The 14,376-nt window shown below is 65.2% G+C and carries 10 protein-coding genes; 7 read left to right on the forward strand and 3 right to left on the reverse strand.

Translation table 11 applies throughout. The annotated features are described in order from the left end of the window. The first annotated feature begins 270 nt into the window (after window positions 1–270). Complete coding sequence (locus tag O1Y97_RS02035) at window positions 271–2,739, forward strand: EAL domain-containing protein (protein WP_245439583.1); 2,469 nt, start codon at window positions 271–273, stop codon at window positions 2,737–2,739. Window positions 2,740–2,810: 71 nt separating this feature from the next. Then, a complete protein-coding gene (locus tag O1Y97_RS02040) occupies window positions 2,811–3,116 on the forward strand; it encodes a hypothetical protein (protein WP_318762907.1) in 306 nt (101 codons plus the stop codon). A 6-nt stretch (window positions 3,117–3,122) separates the two neighbouring features. Here the strand turns inward: O1Y97_RS02040 and O1Y97_RS02045 are convergent, their stop codons facing one another. The 3 genes from O1Y97_RS02045 to O1Y97_RS02055 all read right to left on the reverse strand — a co-directional run bounded on the left by O1Y97_RS02045 (window position 3,123) and on the right by O1Y97_RS02055 (window position 6,960). Further along, window positions 3,123–3,962 (reverse strand): aldo/keto reductase, encoded by an 840-nt coding sequence (locus O1Y97_RS02045; RefSeq protein WP_318762908.1) that lies wholly within the window; start codon window positions 3,960–3,962, stop codon window positions 3,123–3,125. A gap of 81 nt (window positions 3,963–4,043) precedes the next feature. Continuing rightward, window positions 4,044–4,436 carry a CopM family metallochaperone gene (gene copM, locus O1Y97_RS02050; RefSeq protein ID WP_183263119.1) on the reverse strand — a complete coding sequence of 131 codons (393 nt, stop codon included), beginning with the start codon at window positions 4,434–4,436 and terminating at the stop codon, window positions 4,044–4,046. Window positions 4,437–4,464: 28 nt separating this feature from the next. Beyond that, the gene (locus O1Y97_RS02055; RefSeq protein ID WP_318762909.1) at window positions 4,465–6,960 is read right to left on the reverse strand and encodes a heavy metal translocating P-type ATPase; all 2,496 of its coding nucleotides are present in this window, start codon (window positions 6,958–6,960) and stop codon (window positions 4,465–4,467) included. Window positions 6,961–7,263: 303 nt separating this feature from the next. Between O1Y97_RS02055 and O1Y97_RS02060 the strand changes: the two genes are divergently transcribed. From O1Y97_RS02060 to O1Y97_RS02080, 5 genes are all read left to right on the forward strand, one after another. After that, complete coding sequence (locus O1Y97_RS02060) at window positions 7,264–10,059, forward strand: [protein-PII] uridylyltransferase (protein ID WP_318762910.1); 2,796 nt, start codon at window positions 7,264–7,266, stop codon at window positions 10,057–10,059. 46 nt (window positions 10,060–10,105) lie between these two features. Continuing rightward, the gene (gene murJ, locus O1Y97_RS02065; protein ID WP_318762911.1) at window positions 10,106–11,704 is read left to right on the forward strand and encodes a murein biosynthesis integral membrane protein MurJ; all 1,599 of its coding nucleotides are present in this window, start codon (window positions 10,106–10,108) and stop codon (window positions 11,702–11,704) included. Window positions 11,705–11,846: 142 nt separating this feature from the next. Continuing rightward, window positions 11,847–12,917: a tryptophan--tRNA ligase gene (gene trpS / locus O1Y97_RS02070; protein ID WP_318762912.1), complete on the forward strand. Its 1,071-nt coding sequence runs from the start codon at window positions 11,847–11,849 to the stop codon at window positions 12,915–12,917. Between the two features lie 81 nt (window positions 12,918–12,998). Then, a complete protein-coding gene (locus O1Y97_RS02075; protein WP_108605841.1) occupies window positions 12,999–13,490 on the forward strand; it encodes a universal stress protein in 492 nt (163 codons plus the stop codon). Window positions 13,491–13,611: 121 nt separating this feature from the next. Then, entirely contained in the window at window positions 13,612–14,187 is a 576-nt protein-coding gene (locus O1Y97_RS02080; protein ID WP_108605842.1) for a NifU family protein, read from the forward strand. Window positions 14,188–14,376 lie beyond the last annotated feature (189 nt).

Genomic DNA, 14,376 nt, shown 5'->3' on the forward strand with positions numbered 1-14,376 from the left:
TCCGGTCCTGCATATTCCCCTCGAACACATGACGTTGCACAGCCTATCCCGACGGCCGGCCAGCGGTACAGGCACTATCCTGCGACCTGCAACGGAACCAAGGCGCGCCCATACTGGAAGCATTTGCCGTTACGTCAATGTACTCGAATGTACCTGGAACCTTGCCGTGAAGGGAATTCTTAAAGCCCGCCGATATACGTTTTGCAAAATATTCGCGCTGGGGACGCGACAACAACTACAGGCGAGAGCGAGTTCGTTTCGTTGGGGCATGTGACGAGGCTACGCGACATCAAATCCAGATTCCGGCTGTTTGCGCTGCTGTGGCCGTTCATAGCCGTGGTACTGGTGCAAGCCATCATCGCCGGTGCCAGCCTCTATACGCTCTCGGCAGTGCGCGCCTATGTGGCCGGCGAAAGTGCCTGGTCGAAGGGCCAGAGGGACGCCATCTACAGCCTCGCCATGTATGCCAACACCGGCGATGCGCGGTTCCACGACCGGTTCCAGCAGGCGATTGCCGTGCCGCTGGCCGACCGCGAAGCCAGGCTGGCCATGGCGCAGCCGGTGCCGGACTATGACGCGGCCTTCGACAGCTTCCTGCGCGCCGGCAACCATCCCGAAGACATTCCCGGCATGATCTGGCTGTTTCGCAATTTCAGGGACGTCAGCTACCTGTCCAACGCCGTGCAGCGCTGGATCGACGCCGATCCCAAGATCCTCGAGGTCGCAGCACTTGGCGAAGCGATGCATCAGGACATCTCGAACAACCGCGCGTCGCCGGAAATGCGTGCCGAGTGGAGCCGCAAGATCCAGAGCCTCAACGGGGAAACGGCACCGCTGGCGGATGCGTTTTCGCAATCGCTCGGGCGTGGATCCCGCGCCATCACCACCCTTTTGCTCAGCGTCAACGTCATCACCGCCGCCCTCCTGATCCTGCTCGCCATGCGGCGGACGGGAAACCTGCTGCAACAGCGCCAGGCCTTCGAAGACGCCCTGAACGCGGAGCGCGAACGGGCGCAGATCACGCTGGCCTCGATCGGCCAGGCAGTGGTGGCCACCGATGCGGAAGGCAGGCTCGACTACATGAACGAGGCCGCGGAAAGGCTGCTCGACTGGCGCGGCACGGATGCCAGGGGCAAACCGCTCGACCAGCTGTTTCGCCTGATGAACGAAGAGGCGGACAAGGAAGACCGCAGCTTCATGGCGCGGGTGCTCTCCGGCGAAGCGATCGACGGCAGCGGCGTGCCGCAGCAATTGGTGCGGCCCGACCTGTCGAGCGTCGCGATTTCGCTGGTCGGCGCCCCGCTCTATGTCGAGCAGCGGGTGGTGGGCGCGGTCCTGGTCTTCCACGACCGGACCAAGGAGCAGGAATTCCTGGCGCAACTGTCCTGGCAGGCCAGGCACGACACGCTGACCTCGCTTGCCAATCGCTTCGAATTCGAAACGCGGCTGAGCGCCTCGCTCGAAGGCCTGGCAAAGCGCCCGTCGACACATGCGCTGATGTATCTCGACCTCGACCAGTTCAAGATCGTCAACGACACTTGCGGGCATGCCGCCGGCGACGAATTGCTGCGCAAGGTATCGACCGCGCTGCGGCAGAATCTGCGCTCCGGCGACCTATTGGCGCGGCTCGGCGGCGACGAGTTCGGCGTGCTGATGGAGAACTGTCCTGCCGAACTGGCAGCCGGCACGGGTGAGCGGCTGCGCAAGGCGGTGGAAGAGCTGCATTTCGTCTGGGCCGGGCGCGCTTTCAGCACCAGCGTCAGCATCGGCGTCGTCGGCCTGTCTGATGCCAGCATGACGCTGGAGGAGACGCTGCGCAGCGTCGACATCGCCTGCTACATGGCCAAGGACAAGGGCCGCAACCGCATCCAGCTGCAGCAGATCGGCGACCTCGAACTGGAGCATCGCCTGGGCGAAATGGCCTGGGTGCAGCGACTACGCGAGGCGCTGGAACAGAACCGCTTCCGCATCTACGCGCAGGAGATCGTGCCGCTGCAGGCGGACGAGACGACGGGCGCGCATATCGAGCTCCTGATCCGCCTGGCCGACGCCGACAACAACATGATCCCGCCGGGGGCCTTCATCCCGGCGGCCGAACGCTACGGGCTGATGCCGCTGATCGACCGCTGGATGGTTCGCTCCGCCTTCGAGCGGCTGGCCGTGCACAAGCGGACGCAGCCCGACAACCCGATCGCCATCTGCGCCATCAACCTGTCCGGCGCCAGCTTCGGCGACGACAGCTTCGTCAGCTACGTGCTGGAGCAGTTCGTGCGCAGCGGCGTGGCGCCGTCGACGATCTGCTTCGAGATCACCGAGACGAGCGCCATCGCCGACCTCGACAGCGCCGCGCGCTTCATCAAGTCACTGCAGGCGCATGGCTGCCGCTTCTCGCTCGACGATTTCGGCTCGGGCATGTCGTCGTTCAGCTACCTGAAGGCGCTGCCGGTCGACTATCTCAAGATCGACGGCGGCTTCGTGAAGGACATGCTCGTCGACCGCATCGACCGCGCCATGGTGGAGATGATCCAGCACATCGGCGAGGTGACGGGCAAACGCACGATCGCCGAGTTCGTCGAGAACGACGACATCGCCATCGCGCTGCGCGACATCGGCGTCGACTATGCGCAGGGCTATGGCATCGCCCGGCCACAGCCATTCGATGACGGATTTGCGACAGGCAAGCGGCGACGCCTCGGCGCCGCAAGCGGCGCAACCCCGGGCCTGCCGCTGGCGAGCTGACCCCGACTTGCGCGATGAATTGCGCGGCGCGACAGTAGCGGGCAGCACAGCGCCACTAAGGGGACATGCAGATGAACAAGCCAGTCGCCACTGCCGTATTTCTTGCTGCCGCTTCGGCCATGGCCACAGTAGCCAGCGCCAGCATACCGCTCGTCAACGCCACCTGCCCCGGCAACATCGAGGTGCATGCCGACGAAGGCGGGCCGATCTACATCAACGGCACGGAAGCCAAGCTGAAGAAGTTCAACGACAACTACTTCGAGGCCACCGGCCACGGGGTGACGATCTCTCTGAGCATCAATCCCGACGGGTCGCCAAGCGTTTCCTACACCGGCAAGGGCGGCGCCAACGGCATATGCACGGTCAAGGCGGGCTGATCGGGATCAGATCATCTCCAGCGGTCGCTTGCGCGCGGGCGGCGGAAACAGCGTGTCCAGCTCGGCAAGATCCTGCGGGGTGAGACGAATGTCCCGCGCGGCGGCGTTCTGCCTGACATGTTCGAGCCGGGTGGCCTTGGGGATGGCGATGACGCCGGGCCGGGCCATGATCCAGGCGAGCGCCAGCTGCGCTGCGGTTGCGTCGTGGCGGGCGGCGATGGCCTGAAGCCCCGCATCGTCGGCCAGAGCGCCCTGCTCGACCGGTGAATAGGCCATGATCGGCACACCATGGTCGCGGCACCAGGGTGCCAAGTCGAATTCGATGCCGCGCCGGCCGAGATTGTAGAGCACCTGATTGGCCTGGGCGTTCTTGCCTGCCGGCAGGCGCTCCATCTCCTCCATGTCGTCGGCGTCGAAATTCGAGACGCCCCAGTGGCGGATCTTGCCCGAGTGGCGCAACTCCTCGAACACGGCAATGGTTTCCGCCAAGGGCACGCCACCACGCCAGTGCAGCAGATAGAGGTCGATGCGATCGGTGCGCATGCGCTTGAGGCTCGCCTCGCAAGCCCTGACGACGCCGTTGCGGGAAGCATTGGACGGCAGCACCTTGGAGACGAGGAAGACCTCGTCGCGGCGGCCGGCGATGGCTTCGCCGACCACCTTTTCGGCGCCGCCGTTGCCATACATCTCGGCGGTGTCGATCAAGGTGACGCCGAGATCGAGCCCGAGCCGCAGCGCTGCCACCTCGTCGGCGGCACGGCCGCGATCCTCGCCCATCATCCAGGTGCCCTGGCCGAGCACCGGCACGGCTTCGCCGGAAGGCAACGTCGCGGTTGTGGATGGCATGGCGGTCTCCTCAGCGGTTTCCGCCAGCTTACAGCGCCATTTGCCGTTGGCTACCGCAATGACGCTGCAGCAGTTTTCCCCTTACTTGGCCGGATTGGCGGCGAGCCAAGCTTCCATCTGCTTGATTTCGGCCTCCTGGGCGGCGACGACCTCTTCGGCGAGCTTGCGCATTTCGGGGTTCTTGCCGTGCTCAAGCACGACCTTGGCCATGTCGATGGCAGCCTGGTGATGCGGGATCATGCCGCGAGCGAAGTCAACGTCGGCGTCGCCGGAATATTCGAGCGCCGACATGGCCTGGTGCATCTTGTCCATCGCCGCCTTGTAGGCCTGCGCCGAGGCGCTGTCGGTGGCGGGAGCGGTCATGCCCATGGCGTGACCGCCGTGATCGGTCTGCGCCGAGGCGGTTTCGAGCACGACGGCAACGAGCATGCCCGCGGCCATCAGGGCCAGCACGATCTTTTTCATCAGGTTCATCCGGAAGGTCCTTTTTCGTGGCCGGGGTTCAAAGCTTGATGGCCCTGAGCCGCAGCGCATTGGCAATGACCGACACCGACGACAGGCTCATCGCGGCGGCGGCAATCATCGGCGACAGGAGCGTGCCGAGGACCGGATATAGGACGCCCGCAGCCACCGGAACACCCAGGACGTTGTAGATGAAGGCGAAGAACAGGTTCTCCTTGATGTTGCGGATGGTGCCCTGGGCGAGCTTGCGGGCGCGGACGATGCCGCCGAGGTCGCCCTTGACCAGGGTGATGCCGGCACTTTCCATGGCGACGTCGGCGCCGGTGCCCATGGCGATGCCGACATCGGCGGCGGCAAGGGCGGGCGCGTCGTTGACGCCGTCGCCAGCCATGGCGACGCCCTGCCCCTTGGCGCGCAACTCGTCGACCAGCGCCTTCTTGCTTTCGGGCAGCATGTCGGCACGGACCTCGTCGATGCCCAGCTTCTGGGCGACCGCCTTGGCGGTGCGCTCGTTGTCGCCGGTCGCCATGATAATGCGCAGGCCCAGATCATGCAGGGTGCGGATCGCTTCGGCGGCCGAGGCCTTGATCGGATCGGCGACGGCGACGATGCCCGCCGCCTTGCCGTCGACGGCGACGAACATCGCCGTCTTGCCCTCGCCGCGCAGGGCGTCGGCGCGCGCCGCAAGTTCCGCCGTGTCGAGACCGAGATCGGCCATCATCGCGGCATTGCCGAGCGCGACCTTGCGGCCGGAGACGGTCCCGGTGACACCCTTGCCGGTGACGGATTCGAAGTCCTGGGCGTCGGGCACGGTGACGCCACGCTTCGCCGCACCCTCGACGATGGCTTCGGCGAGCGGGTGCTCGGAGCCCTTTTCAAGGCCGGCGGCAAGCGACAGCAACTCGTCGTCGGCAATGCCCTCGGCAGCAACCACGTCGGTCAACTGCGGCCGGCCTTCGGTCAACGTGCCGGTCTTATCGACGATGAGCGTGCTCACCTTGGAGAAGCGTTCCAGCGCCTCGGCGTCCTTGATGAGCACGCCTGCCTGGGCGCCGCGGCCGGTGGCCGTCATGACCGACATCGGCGTGGCAAGGCCAAGCGCGCAGGGACAGGCGATGATGAGCACCGAAACGGCCGAGACGAAGGCGAAGACCATGCTGGGCTCGGGCCCGAAGATTGCCCAGACGATAAAGGCAACGATGGCGATCAGCACCACCGTGGGCACGAAATAGAACGAGACACGGTCGGCGAGGCCCTGAATGGGCGCGCGGCTGCGCTGGGCCTTGGCGACCATGTCGACGATTTGCGACAGCACCGTCTCGCTGCCGACCTTGTCGGCGCGCATGATCAGGGAGCCGTTCTTGTTGAGCGTGCCGCCAGTCACCCTTTCGCCCTCGACCTTTTCGACCGGTACCGGCTCGCCCGTGATCATCGATTCGTCGACCGACGAACGGCCTTCAAGCACGACGCCGTCCACCGGAACGGCATCGCCCGGCCGGATGCGCAGACGGTCGCCGCTGACCACCTCGTCGAGCGGCACTTCGCTTTCCGAGCCGTCCTCGGCGATGCGGCGAGCGGTCTTGGGCGCAAGGTCGAGCAAAGCACGGATGGCCGAGCCGGTGCGCTCGCGTGCCCTGAGCTCCAGCATCTGGCCGAGGAAGACGAGTGCGACGATGACTGCGGCCGCTTCGAAATAGACCGGCACCGCGCCGCCATGGCCGCGGAACTGATGCGGGAACAGGTCGGGGAACAGCGTGGCGACGACCGAATAGAGATAGGCCGCGCCGACACCAAGCGTGATCAGCGTCCACATGTTGGGGCTGCGGTTGCGGAACGAATCCAAGCCACGATGGAAGAACGGCAGTGCCGCCCAGAGCACGACGGGCGTTGCCAATATGAGCTCGAGCCAGGCGGCCAACGGCTCGCCGATCCAGTCGCGCACCGGCAGGCCGACCATCGGCCCCATGGCGATGACCAGGAGCGGGATGGAAAGCACCGCACTGACCCAGAAGCGGCGGGTGAAATCGACCAGTTCGGGGTTGGGGCCGTCGTCGGCGCTCGGCATCATCGGCTCGAGCGCCATACCGCAGATCGGGCATGAGCCGGGCTTGTCCCTGATGATCTCGGGGTGCATCGGGCAGGTGTATTGCGTGTCCTTGGGCATCGGCTCCGCCGCGGGCTTGCCGGAGAGGTACTTTGCCGGCTCGGCGGTGAACTTGCCTTCGCAGGTGGACGAGCAGAAATAGTAGCCTGATCCCTCGTGCTTGACGAAGTTCCTGGCGGTGTCGCGGGCGACGTCCATGCCGCAGACGGGGTCCTTGGCACTGACATATTTGTCGGGCGCCGCCTGGAACTTGTTGCGGCAGGAATCGCTGCAGAAATGGTAGCGGTGGCCGCCATGCTCGAGCGTCGGCTTGCCGGCGGCCGGATCGACGGTCATGCCGCAGACCGGATCGCGCACCACGGTTTCGCCTTCGGCCGGGGCCTTGCTCTTGGCCGCATGATCGTGGCCGCGATGGTCGTGCTTGTCGTTCATCTGTACTGGTTCCGCATTCCTCGTGGCAGCGATCCTAAAGGTTCCAGCACGGGGAAGGTCAACACCCCGCCGGGGATAGTCTTCGAAGTACTTCCCGCCTAACGGCAGCACCGGTGCAATCGTTCCCTCGCCCTCGTGGGGCGGGCGCAGGACCGGCCACACCTCAGGCAGGGATGTGCGACTGCTCCTGGTCGACGCTCCGGCGAACCTATATCAGCGTGAACTGCAACTGCGCCCGGCCATACCCATGGCGGAAAAATCGCGCTATAGACGCGGCCTCAAGAGCGAGGCCAGCCGAGGCACATGACAGACATTCCGCTCAACTTGGAGCTTCTGATCGACGCGGACGCCTTGCGCCGCGACCTGAGCGCGCTGACCGGCGAGGACGGCAACGGGGCAGACCCGGGAATCAGGGCAACGGCGCTGGCGATGTTCAAGGAGCGCGTCGCCGCCGGCAAGAAGATCGCCGAGGACATGCTGATGGAGGACGAGGGCGGCACCGCCTGCGCCATCCGCATCTCGCACCTGATGGACGAGGTGATCCGCGTCCTCTACGACTTCGCCGTCACCCACGTCTACCGCGCCAAGAACCCGTCGCGGGCCGAGCGCATGGCGGTGGTCGCCGTCGGCGGCTATGGCCGCGGCACCCTCGCCCCGGGCTCCGACATCGACCTGTTGTTCCTGCTGCCCTACAAGCAGACACCGTGGGGCGAGCAGATCGTCGAGTACATGCTCTACATGCTGTGGGACATGGGGCTGAAGGTCGGCCACGCCACCCGCAACATCGACGAGTGCCTGAGGCTTTCGCGCAGCGACATCACCATCCGCACGGCGATCCTGGAAGCCCGCTTCGTGTGGGGCGAACGCAAGCTCTGCGACGAGCTGATCGAGCGCTTCGACAAGGAGCTGGTGAAGGACACCGGGCCCGAATACGTGCAGGCAAAGCTTGCCGAGCGCGACACCCGCCATGCCAAATCGGGCGAGAGCCGCTATCTGGTGGAACCGAACATCAAGGACGGCAAGGGCGGGCTGCGCGACCTGCACACGCTGTTCTGGATCGCCAAATATTATTACCGCGTGCGCACCGGCGCCGAACTGATCAACAAGGGCGTGTTCACGCAAGGGGAATACGGCCAGTTCGTCGAGGCGGAGGATTTCCTCTGGGCGGTGCGCTGCCACATGCATTTCCTGACCGGCAAGCCGGAAGAACGGCTGCATTTCGACATCCAGCGCGAGATCGCCGAGCGGCTGGGCTATACGGTGCAGCCAGGGCTGTCGGCCGTCGAGCGCTTCATGAAGGACTACTTCCTGGTGGCCAAGGAAGTGGGCGACCTGACCCGTATCTTCTGTGCGGCGCTGGAAGAGGAGCAGGCCAAGGACGCGCCCGGTTTCCACGGCCTGCTGCAGGGCTTTTCGCGGCGCCGGCGCAAGCTCGCCGGCACCAGCGACTTCATCATCGACAACCAGCGCATCAACGTCGCCGATGACCAGGTGTTCCGGCGCGACCCGGTCAACATGCTGCGCTTCTTCTGGTTCGCCGACCGGCACGGGCTGGAGCTGCATCCCAACGCGCTGAAGCTGCTGACCCGCTCGCTGGGGCTGGTGGACAAGGGGCTGCGCCGCAACGAGGAGGCCAACCGCTACTTCCTCGATATCCTGACCTCGGACCGCAATCCCGAGCTCAACCTCAGGCGCATGAACGAGGCAGGACTGCTCGGGCGGCTGATCCCCGACTTCGGCAGAATCGTCGCGATGATGCAGTTCTCGATGTACCACCACTATACGGTCGACGAGCACCTGTTGCGCTGCATCGGCGTGCTGTCCGAGATCGAGCATGGCGACGGCGAGAAGATCCACCCGCTGTCGCACACGCTAATCCCCGGCCTCAAGAAACAGCGCGAGGCGCTGTATGTGGCGGTGCTGCTGCACGACATCGCCAAGGGCCGGCCCGAGGACCATTCGGAGGCCGGCGGCAAGATCGCCCGCCGCATCGGCCCGCATATGGGGCTGTCGCCCGCCGACACCGAGACGGTGGCCTGGCTGGTGGAAAACCATCTCGTCATGTCGATGACGGCGCAGACGCGCGACCTCAACGACCGCAAGACCATCGACGACTTCGCCGACGTGGTGCAGTCGGTCGAGCGGCTGAAGCTGCTGCTGATCCTGACCGTGTGCGACATCCGCGGCGTCGGTCCCGGCGTGTGGAACGGCTGGAAGGGCCAGCTGCTGCGCACGCTGTACTTCGAAACGGAGCTTTTGCTGACCGGCGGCTTTTCCGAGCTGTCGCGGGCCGAGCGCACGGCAGCCGCCCGCGAGACGCTGGCCGCCGCACTTGGCGACTGGCCGGAGAAGGCCCGCAAGAAATACGCCAAGCTGCATTACGAGAACTACCTGCTGACCGTCGATCTCGACGACCAGAAGCGCCATGCCGAGTTCATTCGCGGGGCCGACGCGGCCGGCAAGCAGCTGTCGACGATGGTGCGGACGCACGAGTTCGAGGCCGTCACTGAAATCACCATCCTGGCGCAGGATCACCCGCGCCTGCTGTCGGTGATTGCCGGCGCTTGTGCTGCCGCCGGAGGCAACATCGTCGATGCGCAGATCTTCACCACCTCCGACGGACGGGCGCTGGACATCATCCTGATTTCCCGCGAATTCGACCGCGACGAGGACGAACGCCGCCGCGCCGAGCGCGTCGGCCAGCTGATCGAGGACGTGCTTTCGGGCCGGTCCTGGCTGCCGGAAATGATCGCCAAGCGGGCCAAGCCCAAGCGCGGCCAAAAGACATTCCGCATCCAGCCGCGCGCCGAAATCCGCAACACGCTGTCGAACCGCTTCTCGGTGGTCGAAGTGGTGGGCCTCGACCGTCCCGGCTTCCTGTCAGAGATCACAGGCGCGCTGTCGGACCTGTCGCTCGACATCGCCTCGGCGCACATCACCACCTTCGGCGAAAAGGTGATCGACACCTTCTACGTCACCGACCTGACTGGCCAGAAGATCGACAACCCGACACGGCTCGAAAACATTCGCACCCGCCTGATCGCCACGCTCGAAGGGCCGAACGCCGATCGCGCCAAGGCCAAAGCGGCGGCGGAATGAGCGCAGCCATTATCCCGCCCAAATCCGCAAGGCATCGTCGCGCCCCATGTCACTGATCAAGAAATTCGCGACGGTCGCCTCGGGCACGCTGATGAGCCGGGCGCTGGGCTTTGCCCGCGAGATGCTGATGGCGGCAGCACTCGGCACCGGCCCGGTGGCCGATGCCTTCTATGCCGCGTTCCAGTTTCCCAACACGTTCCGCCGGCTTTTTGCCGAGGGCGCATTCAACGCCGCCTTCGTGCCGCTGTTTGCCAAGGAAATCGAAGCCAACGGCGTCGAGGGTGCGAAGCGGTTTTCGGAAGAGGTCTTTGGTGTCCTTTTCACCGCGCTGCTGGCACTGACCATCGCGATGGAACTGGCGATGCCGCTGATCGTGCGCTTCGTCGTCGCGCCCGGTTTCGCCGACAACCCGGAGAAGTTCGACCTGACGGTGGCGCTGGCAACCATCATGTTCCCTTATCTGATCTGCATGTCGCTGGCGGCAATGATGAGCGGCATGCTGAACTCACTGCGCCGCTATTTTGCCGCGGCGGTCGCCCCGGTATTCCTCAACATCATCCTGGTGGGCGTGCTGGCCAACGCCTGGTATCGCGGCCATGACGGGCTGACGGTGGGCTATGCGTTGGCCTGGGGCGTGCTGGCGGCGGGCCTGGTGCAACTTGGCATCGTCTGGATCGCGGTGCGCCACGCCGGCATCGCCATAGGCTTTCGCAGGCCGAAGCTGACGCCCAACGTCAAGCGCCTATTGTGGCTTGCCTTGCCGGCGGCGATCACCGGCGGCATCACCCAGATCAACACGCTGATCGGCACGGCGATCGCCTCCGGACAGGACAGTGCCGTGTCGTCGCTCAACCTTGCCGACCGGGTCTACCAGCTGCCGCTCGGCGTGGTCGGCGTGGCTGTTGCCATCGTTCTCCTGCCGGAGCTGTCGCGGGCGCTGAAGTCGGGCAACCTGATCGAGGCCGCCAACCTGCAGAACCGCTCGGTCGAGTTCACGCTGTTCCTGACCTTGCCGGCAGCGGCGGCATTGCTGGTCATCTCGGAGCCGATCGTGCGCGTGCTCTACGAGCGCGGCGCGTTTGCCGCGACCAACAGCACACCGGTGGTGTCGGCGATCTTGGCGATCTTCGGCCTCGGCCTACCGGCCTTCGTGCTGATCAAGGCGTTTACGCCCGGCTTCTTCGCCCGCGAGGACACGCGGACGCCGATGTATTTCGCCGCCATTTCGGTGGCGATCAACATCTCGGTGGCGCTGACGCTGTTTCCGTCCTGGGGTGCACCCGGCATTGCTGCGGCCGCTGCCGCGGCAGGCTGGGCCAATGCGGCGATGCTGCTGGGGACCCTGATCTGGCGCGGCCACTGGGATCGAGATGCTGCACTGCTGAAGCGCATCCCCCGTCTCGTCATTGCCTCGGCGATCATGGCGGCCGGACTGTGGTTCGCCGCCGGCGAAGCCGAGCAATGGCTTGGCTCCGCGGCGCCCTTCTACACGCAGGCGGCGGCGCTCGCCGTGCTGGTGGCGGGTGCAATGGTGGTCTATTTCGGCGTCGCCTTCGGCATCGGCGGAGCGGATATCGGCATGATCAGGCGCAACATCCGGCGCAATCGCACCAACGCAGCCCCTGCCGCCATCGACCCCGAATGACCGCGACACGGACGCTGTACTACAGCGCGGCGACAATAGTGCCAGACCAGTCGAGACTTGATCGACGCTTTCGGCTCGTTCATAAGCGCCACTCGAATTTCGCCGCGCGCGAAACGGCCCTCCACAAGCCACGGGATCAATCATGACCGCCGCCTTCAAACCGCTCATCTTCTCCGGCGTCCAGCCGACCGGCAATCTCCATCTCGGCAACTACCTCGGCGCCATCCGCAAGTTCGTCGCCCTGCAGGAAACCAACGAGTGCATCTATTGCGTCGTCGACCTGCATTCGCTGACGGCCCAGCTCGTCCATGACGACCTAGAGGGCCAGACGCGCTCGATCACAGCCGCATTCCTGGCTTCGGGCATCGATCCCAAGAAGCATATCGTCTTCAACCAGGCGCGGGTGCTGCAACATGCAGAGCTGGCATGGATCTTCAATTGCGTGGCGCGCATCGGCTGGATGAACCGGATGACGCAGTTCAAGGACAAGGCCGGCAAGGACCGCGAGAACGCCTCGCTGGGCCTGCTCGCCTATCCGAGCCTGATGGCCGCCGACATCCTCGTCTACCGCGCCACCCACGTGCCGGTCGGCGACGACCAGAAGCAGCATCTGGAGCTGACGCGCGACATCGCCCAGAAGTTCAACAACGATTTCTCCAGCCGCATCGCCGACCTTGGCATCGGCGTCGAGATGCAGGTGGGCGAAGAGACGGTGAACGGCTATTTCCCGATCACCGAGCCGATCATCGGCGGGCCGGCGGCGCGCATCATGAGCCTGCGCGACGGTTCGAAGAAGATGTCGAAGTCGGACCCTTCCGACCTGTCGCGCATCAACCTGACCGACGATGCCGACACCATCTCGAAGAAGATCCGCAAGGCCAAGACCGATCCGGCACCGCTGCCGAGCGAGCTCGAAGGCCTCAAGGAACGCCCCGAGGCGGAAAATCTCGTCGGCATCTATGCCGGCCTTGCCGACATTTCCAAGGAAGAAGTGCTGCGCCAGTTTTCGGGCCAGCAGTTCTCGGTGTTCAAGCCGGCACTTGCCGACCTCGCCGTCGAGAAGCTGGCGCCGATCGCCGACGAGATGCGCCGCCTGATGGCCGATCCCGGCCATATCGACGCCGTGCTGCGTGACGGCGGCGACCGCGCCCGCGTCATCGCCGAAAAGACGATGAAGGACGTTCGCAACATCATCGGCGTGCTGGGCGACTGAATACGACATCGTCGCCGGCTGCTTGCGGGCGGCCGGCGCCGGTGGCAGATTGCCAACCGAAACCTCGCATCAGGGTAGCACATGGTCTCCAAACGCCTCAGCAAGGAAGCCGGCCACCGGCGCAAGTTCCTGGCTATCATCGACGATACGCCGGAATGCGAGCGCGCAGTCGCCTATGCCTCCAAGCGGGCCCGGAGCACGAACGGCGTCCTCGTGCTGCTCTATGTCATCGAGCCCGACGACTTCCAGCACTGGCTGGGAGTCGAGAAGATCATGCGCGAGGAGGCGACCGCAGCAGCCAATGCCGCCCTCGATTCGCAGGCCGGGCGGGTCCGCGAGACGCTTGGGATCGAGCCCGAACTGGTGGTGCGCGAGGGCCGGCCGGCCGACGAGATCCACAAGCTGATTGAAGACGACCAGGATATCGCTATCCTGGTGCTGGCAGCAGGCGCCGGCAAGGAAGGCCCCGGGCCGCTCGTCGCCTCGATCGCCGGCAAGGGTGCCGCCTTCCCGATCCCGGTGACGGTGGTGCCGCAGAACCTGTCCGACGAGGACATCGACAGCCTGGCCTAATAGGTCGGGCGCAACATATTGGCGCGGAGGCGCGCCAGCGGCTTGAATGTCGGCCGTCTTGAGCCTAATTAGAACTATTCCAAACTGACACTCCCGCGCGCGCGGGCACGGAGACACGTCCATGTTCATCCAGACCGAAGCGACCCCCAATCCGGCGACGCTGAAGTTCCTGCCGGGCAAGGAAGTGCTGCTCGAAGGCACCGCCGATTTCCGCGATGCCGACAGCGCGCGTGCGGCTTCGCCGCTTGCCGGCCGGCTGTTCGACATTCCGGGCGTGACCGGCGTGTTCTTCGGCTACGATTTCATCACCGTCAGCAAGGACGGCCCCGACTGGCAGCACCTGAAGCCGGCGATCCTCGGCTCGATCATGGAACACTTCATGTCGGGCGCTCCCGTGATGGCCGGCCAGGCCGCAGGCGGCGGCGGCCATCATGACGACCAGAACGAATTCTTCGATCAGGCCGACGCCGAGATCGTAGTGACGATCAAGGAACTGCTCGACACGCGCGTGCGCCCGGCGGTGGCCCAGGACGGCGGCGACATCACCTTCCGCGGCTACGAGAACGGCACCGTGTTCCTGCACATGAAGGGCGCCTGCGCCGGCTGCCCGTCTTCGACGGCAACGCTGAAGCACGGCATCCAGAACCTGCTTCGCCACTTCGTGCCTGAGGTACAGCAGGTCGAACAGATCTCCTGAGGATCTTCGCGAACTCTACTCCGACGGCCATCTGACGCGGCTTTCTGCGCTTCCGGTGCTCACGGACCTGAACGTCCGCTGGCTCCTGTTCTCGAGATCCACGCCATATGCCTCGCCGGAGCGAGTTCTCGAAAGACCCTCGCCGTCCACAAGTGACAGCTCAAACAAAAAACCGGGCCAAAGTGCCCG

The organism is Aminobacter niigataensis (genome assembly GCF_946995915.1).
Classification (GTDB): Bacteria; Pseudomonadota; Alphaproteobacteria; order Rhizobiales; family Rhizobiaceae; genus Aminobacter; species Aminobacter niigataensis.

Bases quoted from the DNA above. Each gene is read 5' to 3' on its own strand.
- O1Y97_RS02040 (WP_318762907.1), top strand. From the start codon at position 2,811: ATGAACAAGCCAGTCGCCACTGCCGTATTTCTTGCTGCCGCTTCGGCC.
- O1Y97_RS02045 (WP_318762908.1), bottom strand. From the start codon at position 3,962: ATGCCATCCACAACCGCGACGTTGCCTTCCGGCGAAGCCGTGCCGGTG.
- copM (WP_183263119.1), bottom strand. From the start codon at position 4,436: ATGAACCTGATGAAAAAGATCGTGCTGGCCCTGATGGCCGCGGGCATG.
- O1Y97_RS02055 (WP_318762909.1), bottom strand. From the start codon at position 6,960: ATGAACGACAAGCACGACCATCGCGGCCACGATCATGCGGCCAAGAGC.
- O1Y97_RS02060 (WP_318762910.1), top strand. From the start codon at position 7,264: ATGACAGACATTCCGCTCAACTTGGAGCTTCTGATCGACGCGGACGCC.
- murJ (WP_318762911.1), top strand. From the start codon at position 10,106: ATGTCACTGATCAAGAAATTCGCGACGGTCGCCTCGGGCACGCTGATG.
- trpS (WP_318762912.1), top strand. From the start codon at position 11,847: ATGACCGCCGCCTTCAAACCGCTCATCTTCTCCGGCGTCCAGCCGACC.
- O1Y97_RS02075 (WP_108605841.1), top strand. From the start codon at position 12,999: ATGGTCTCCAAACGCCTCAGCAAGGAAGCCGGCCACCGGCGCAAGTTC.
- O1Y97_RS02080 (WP_108605842.1), top strand. From the start codon at position 13,612: ATGTTCATCCAGACCGAAGCGACCCCCAATCCGGCGACGCTGAAGTTC.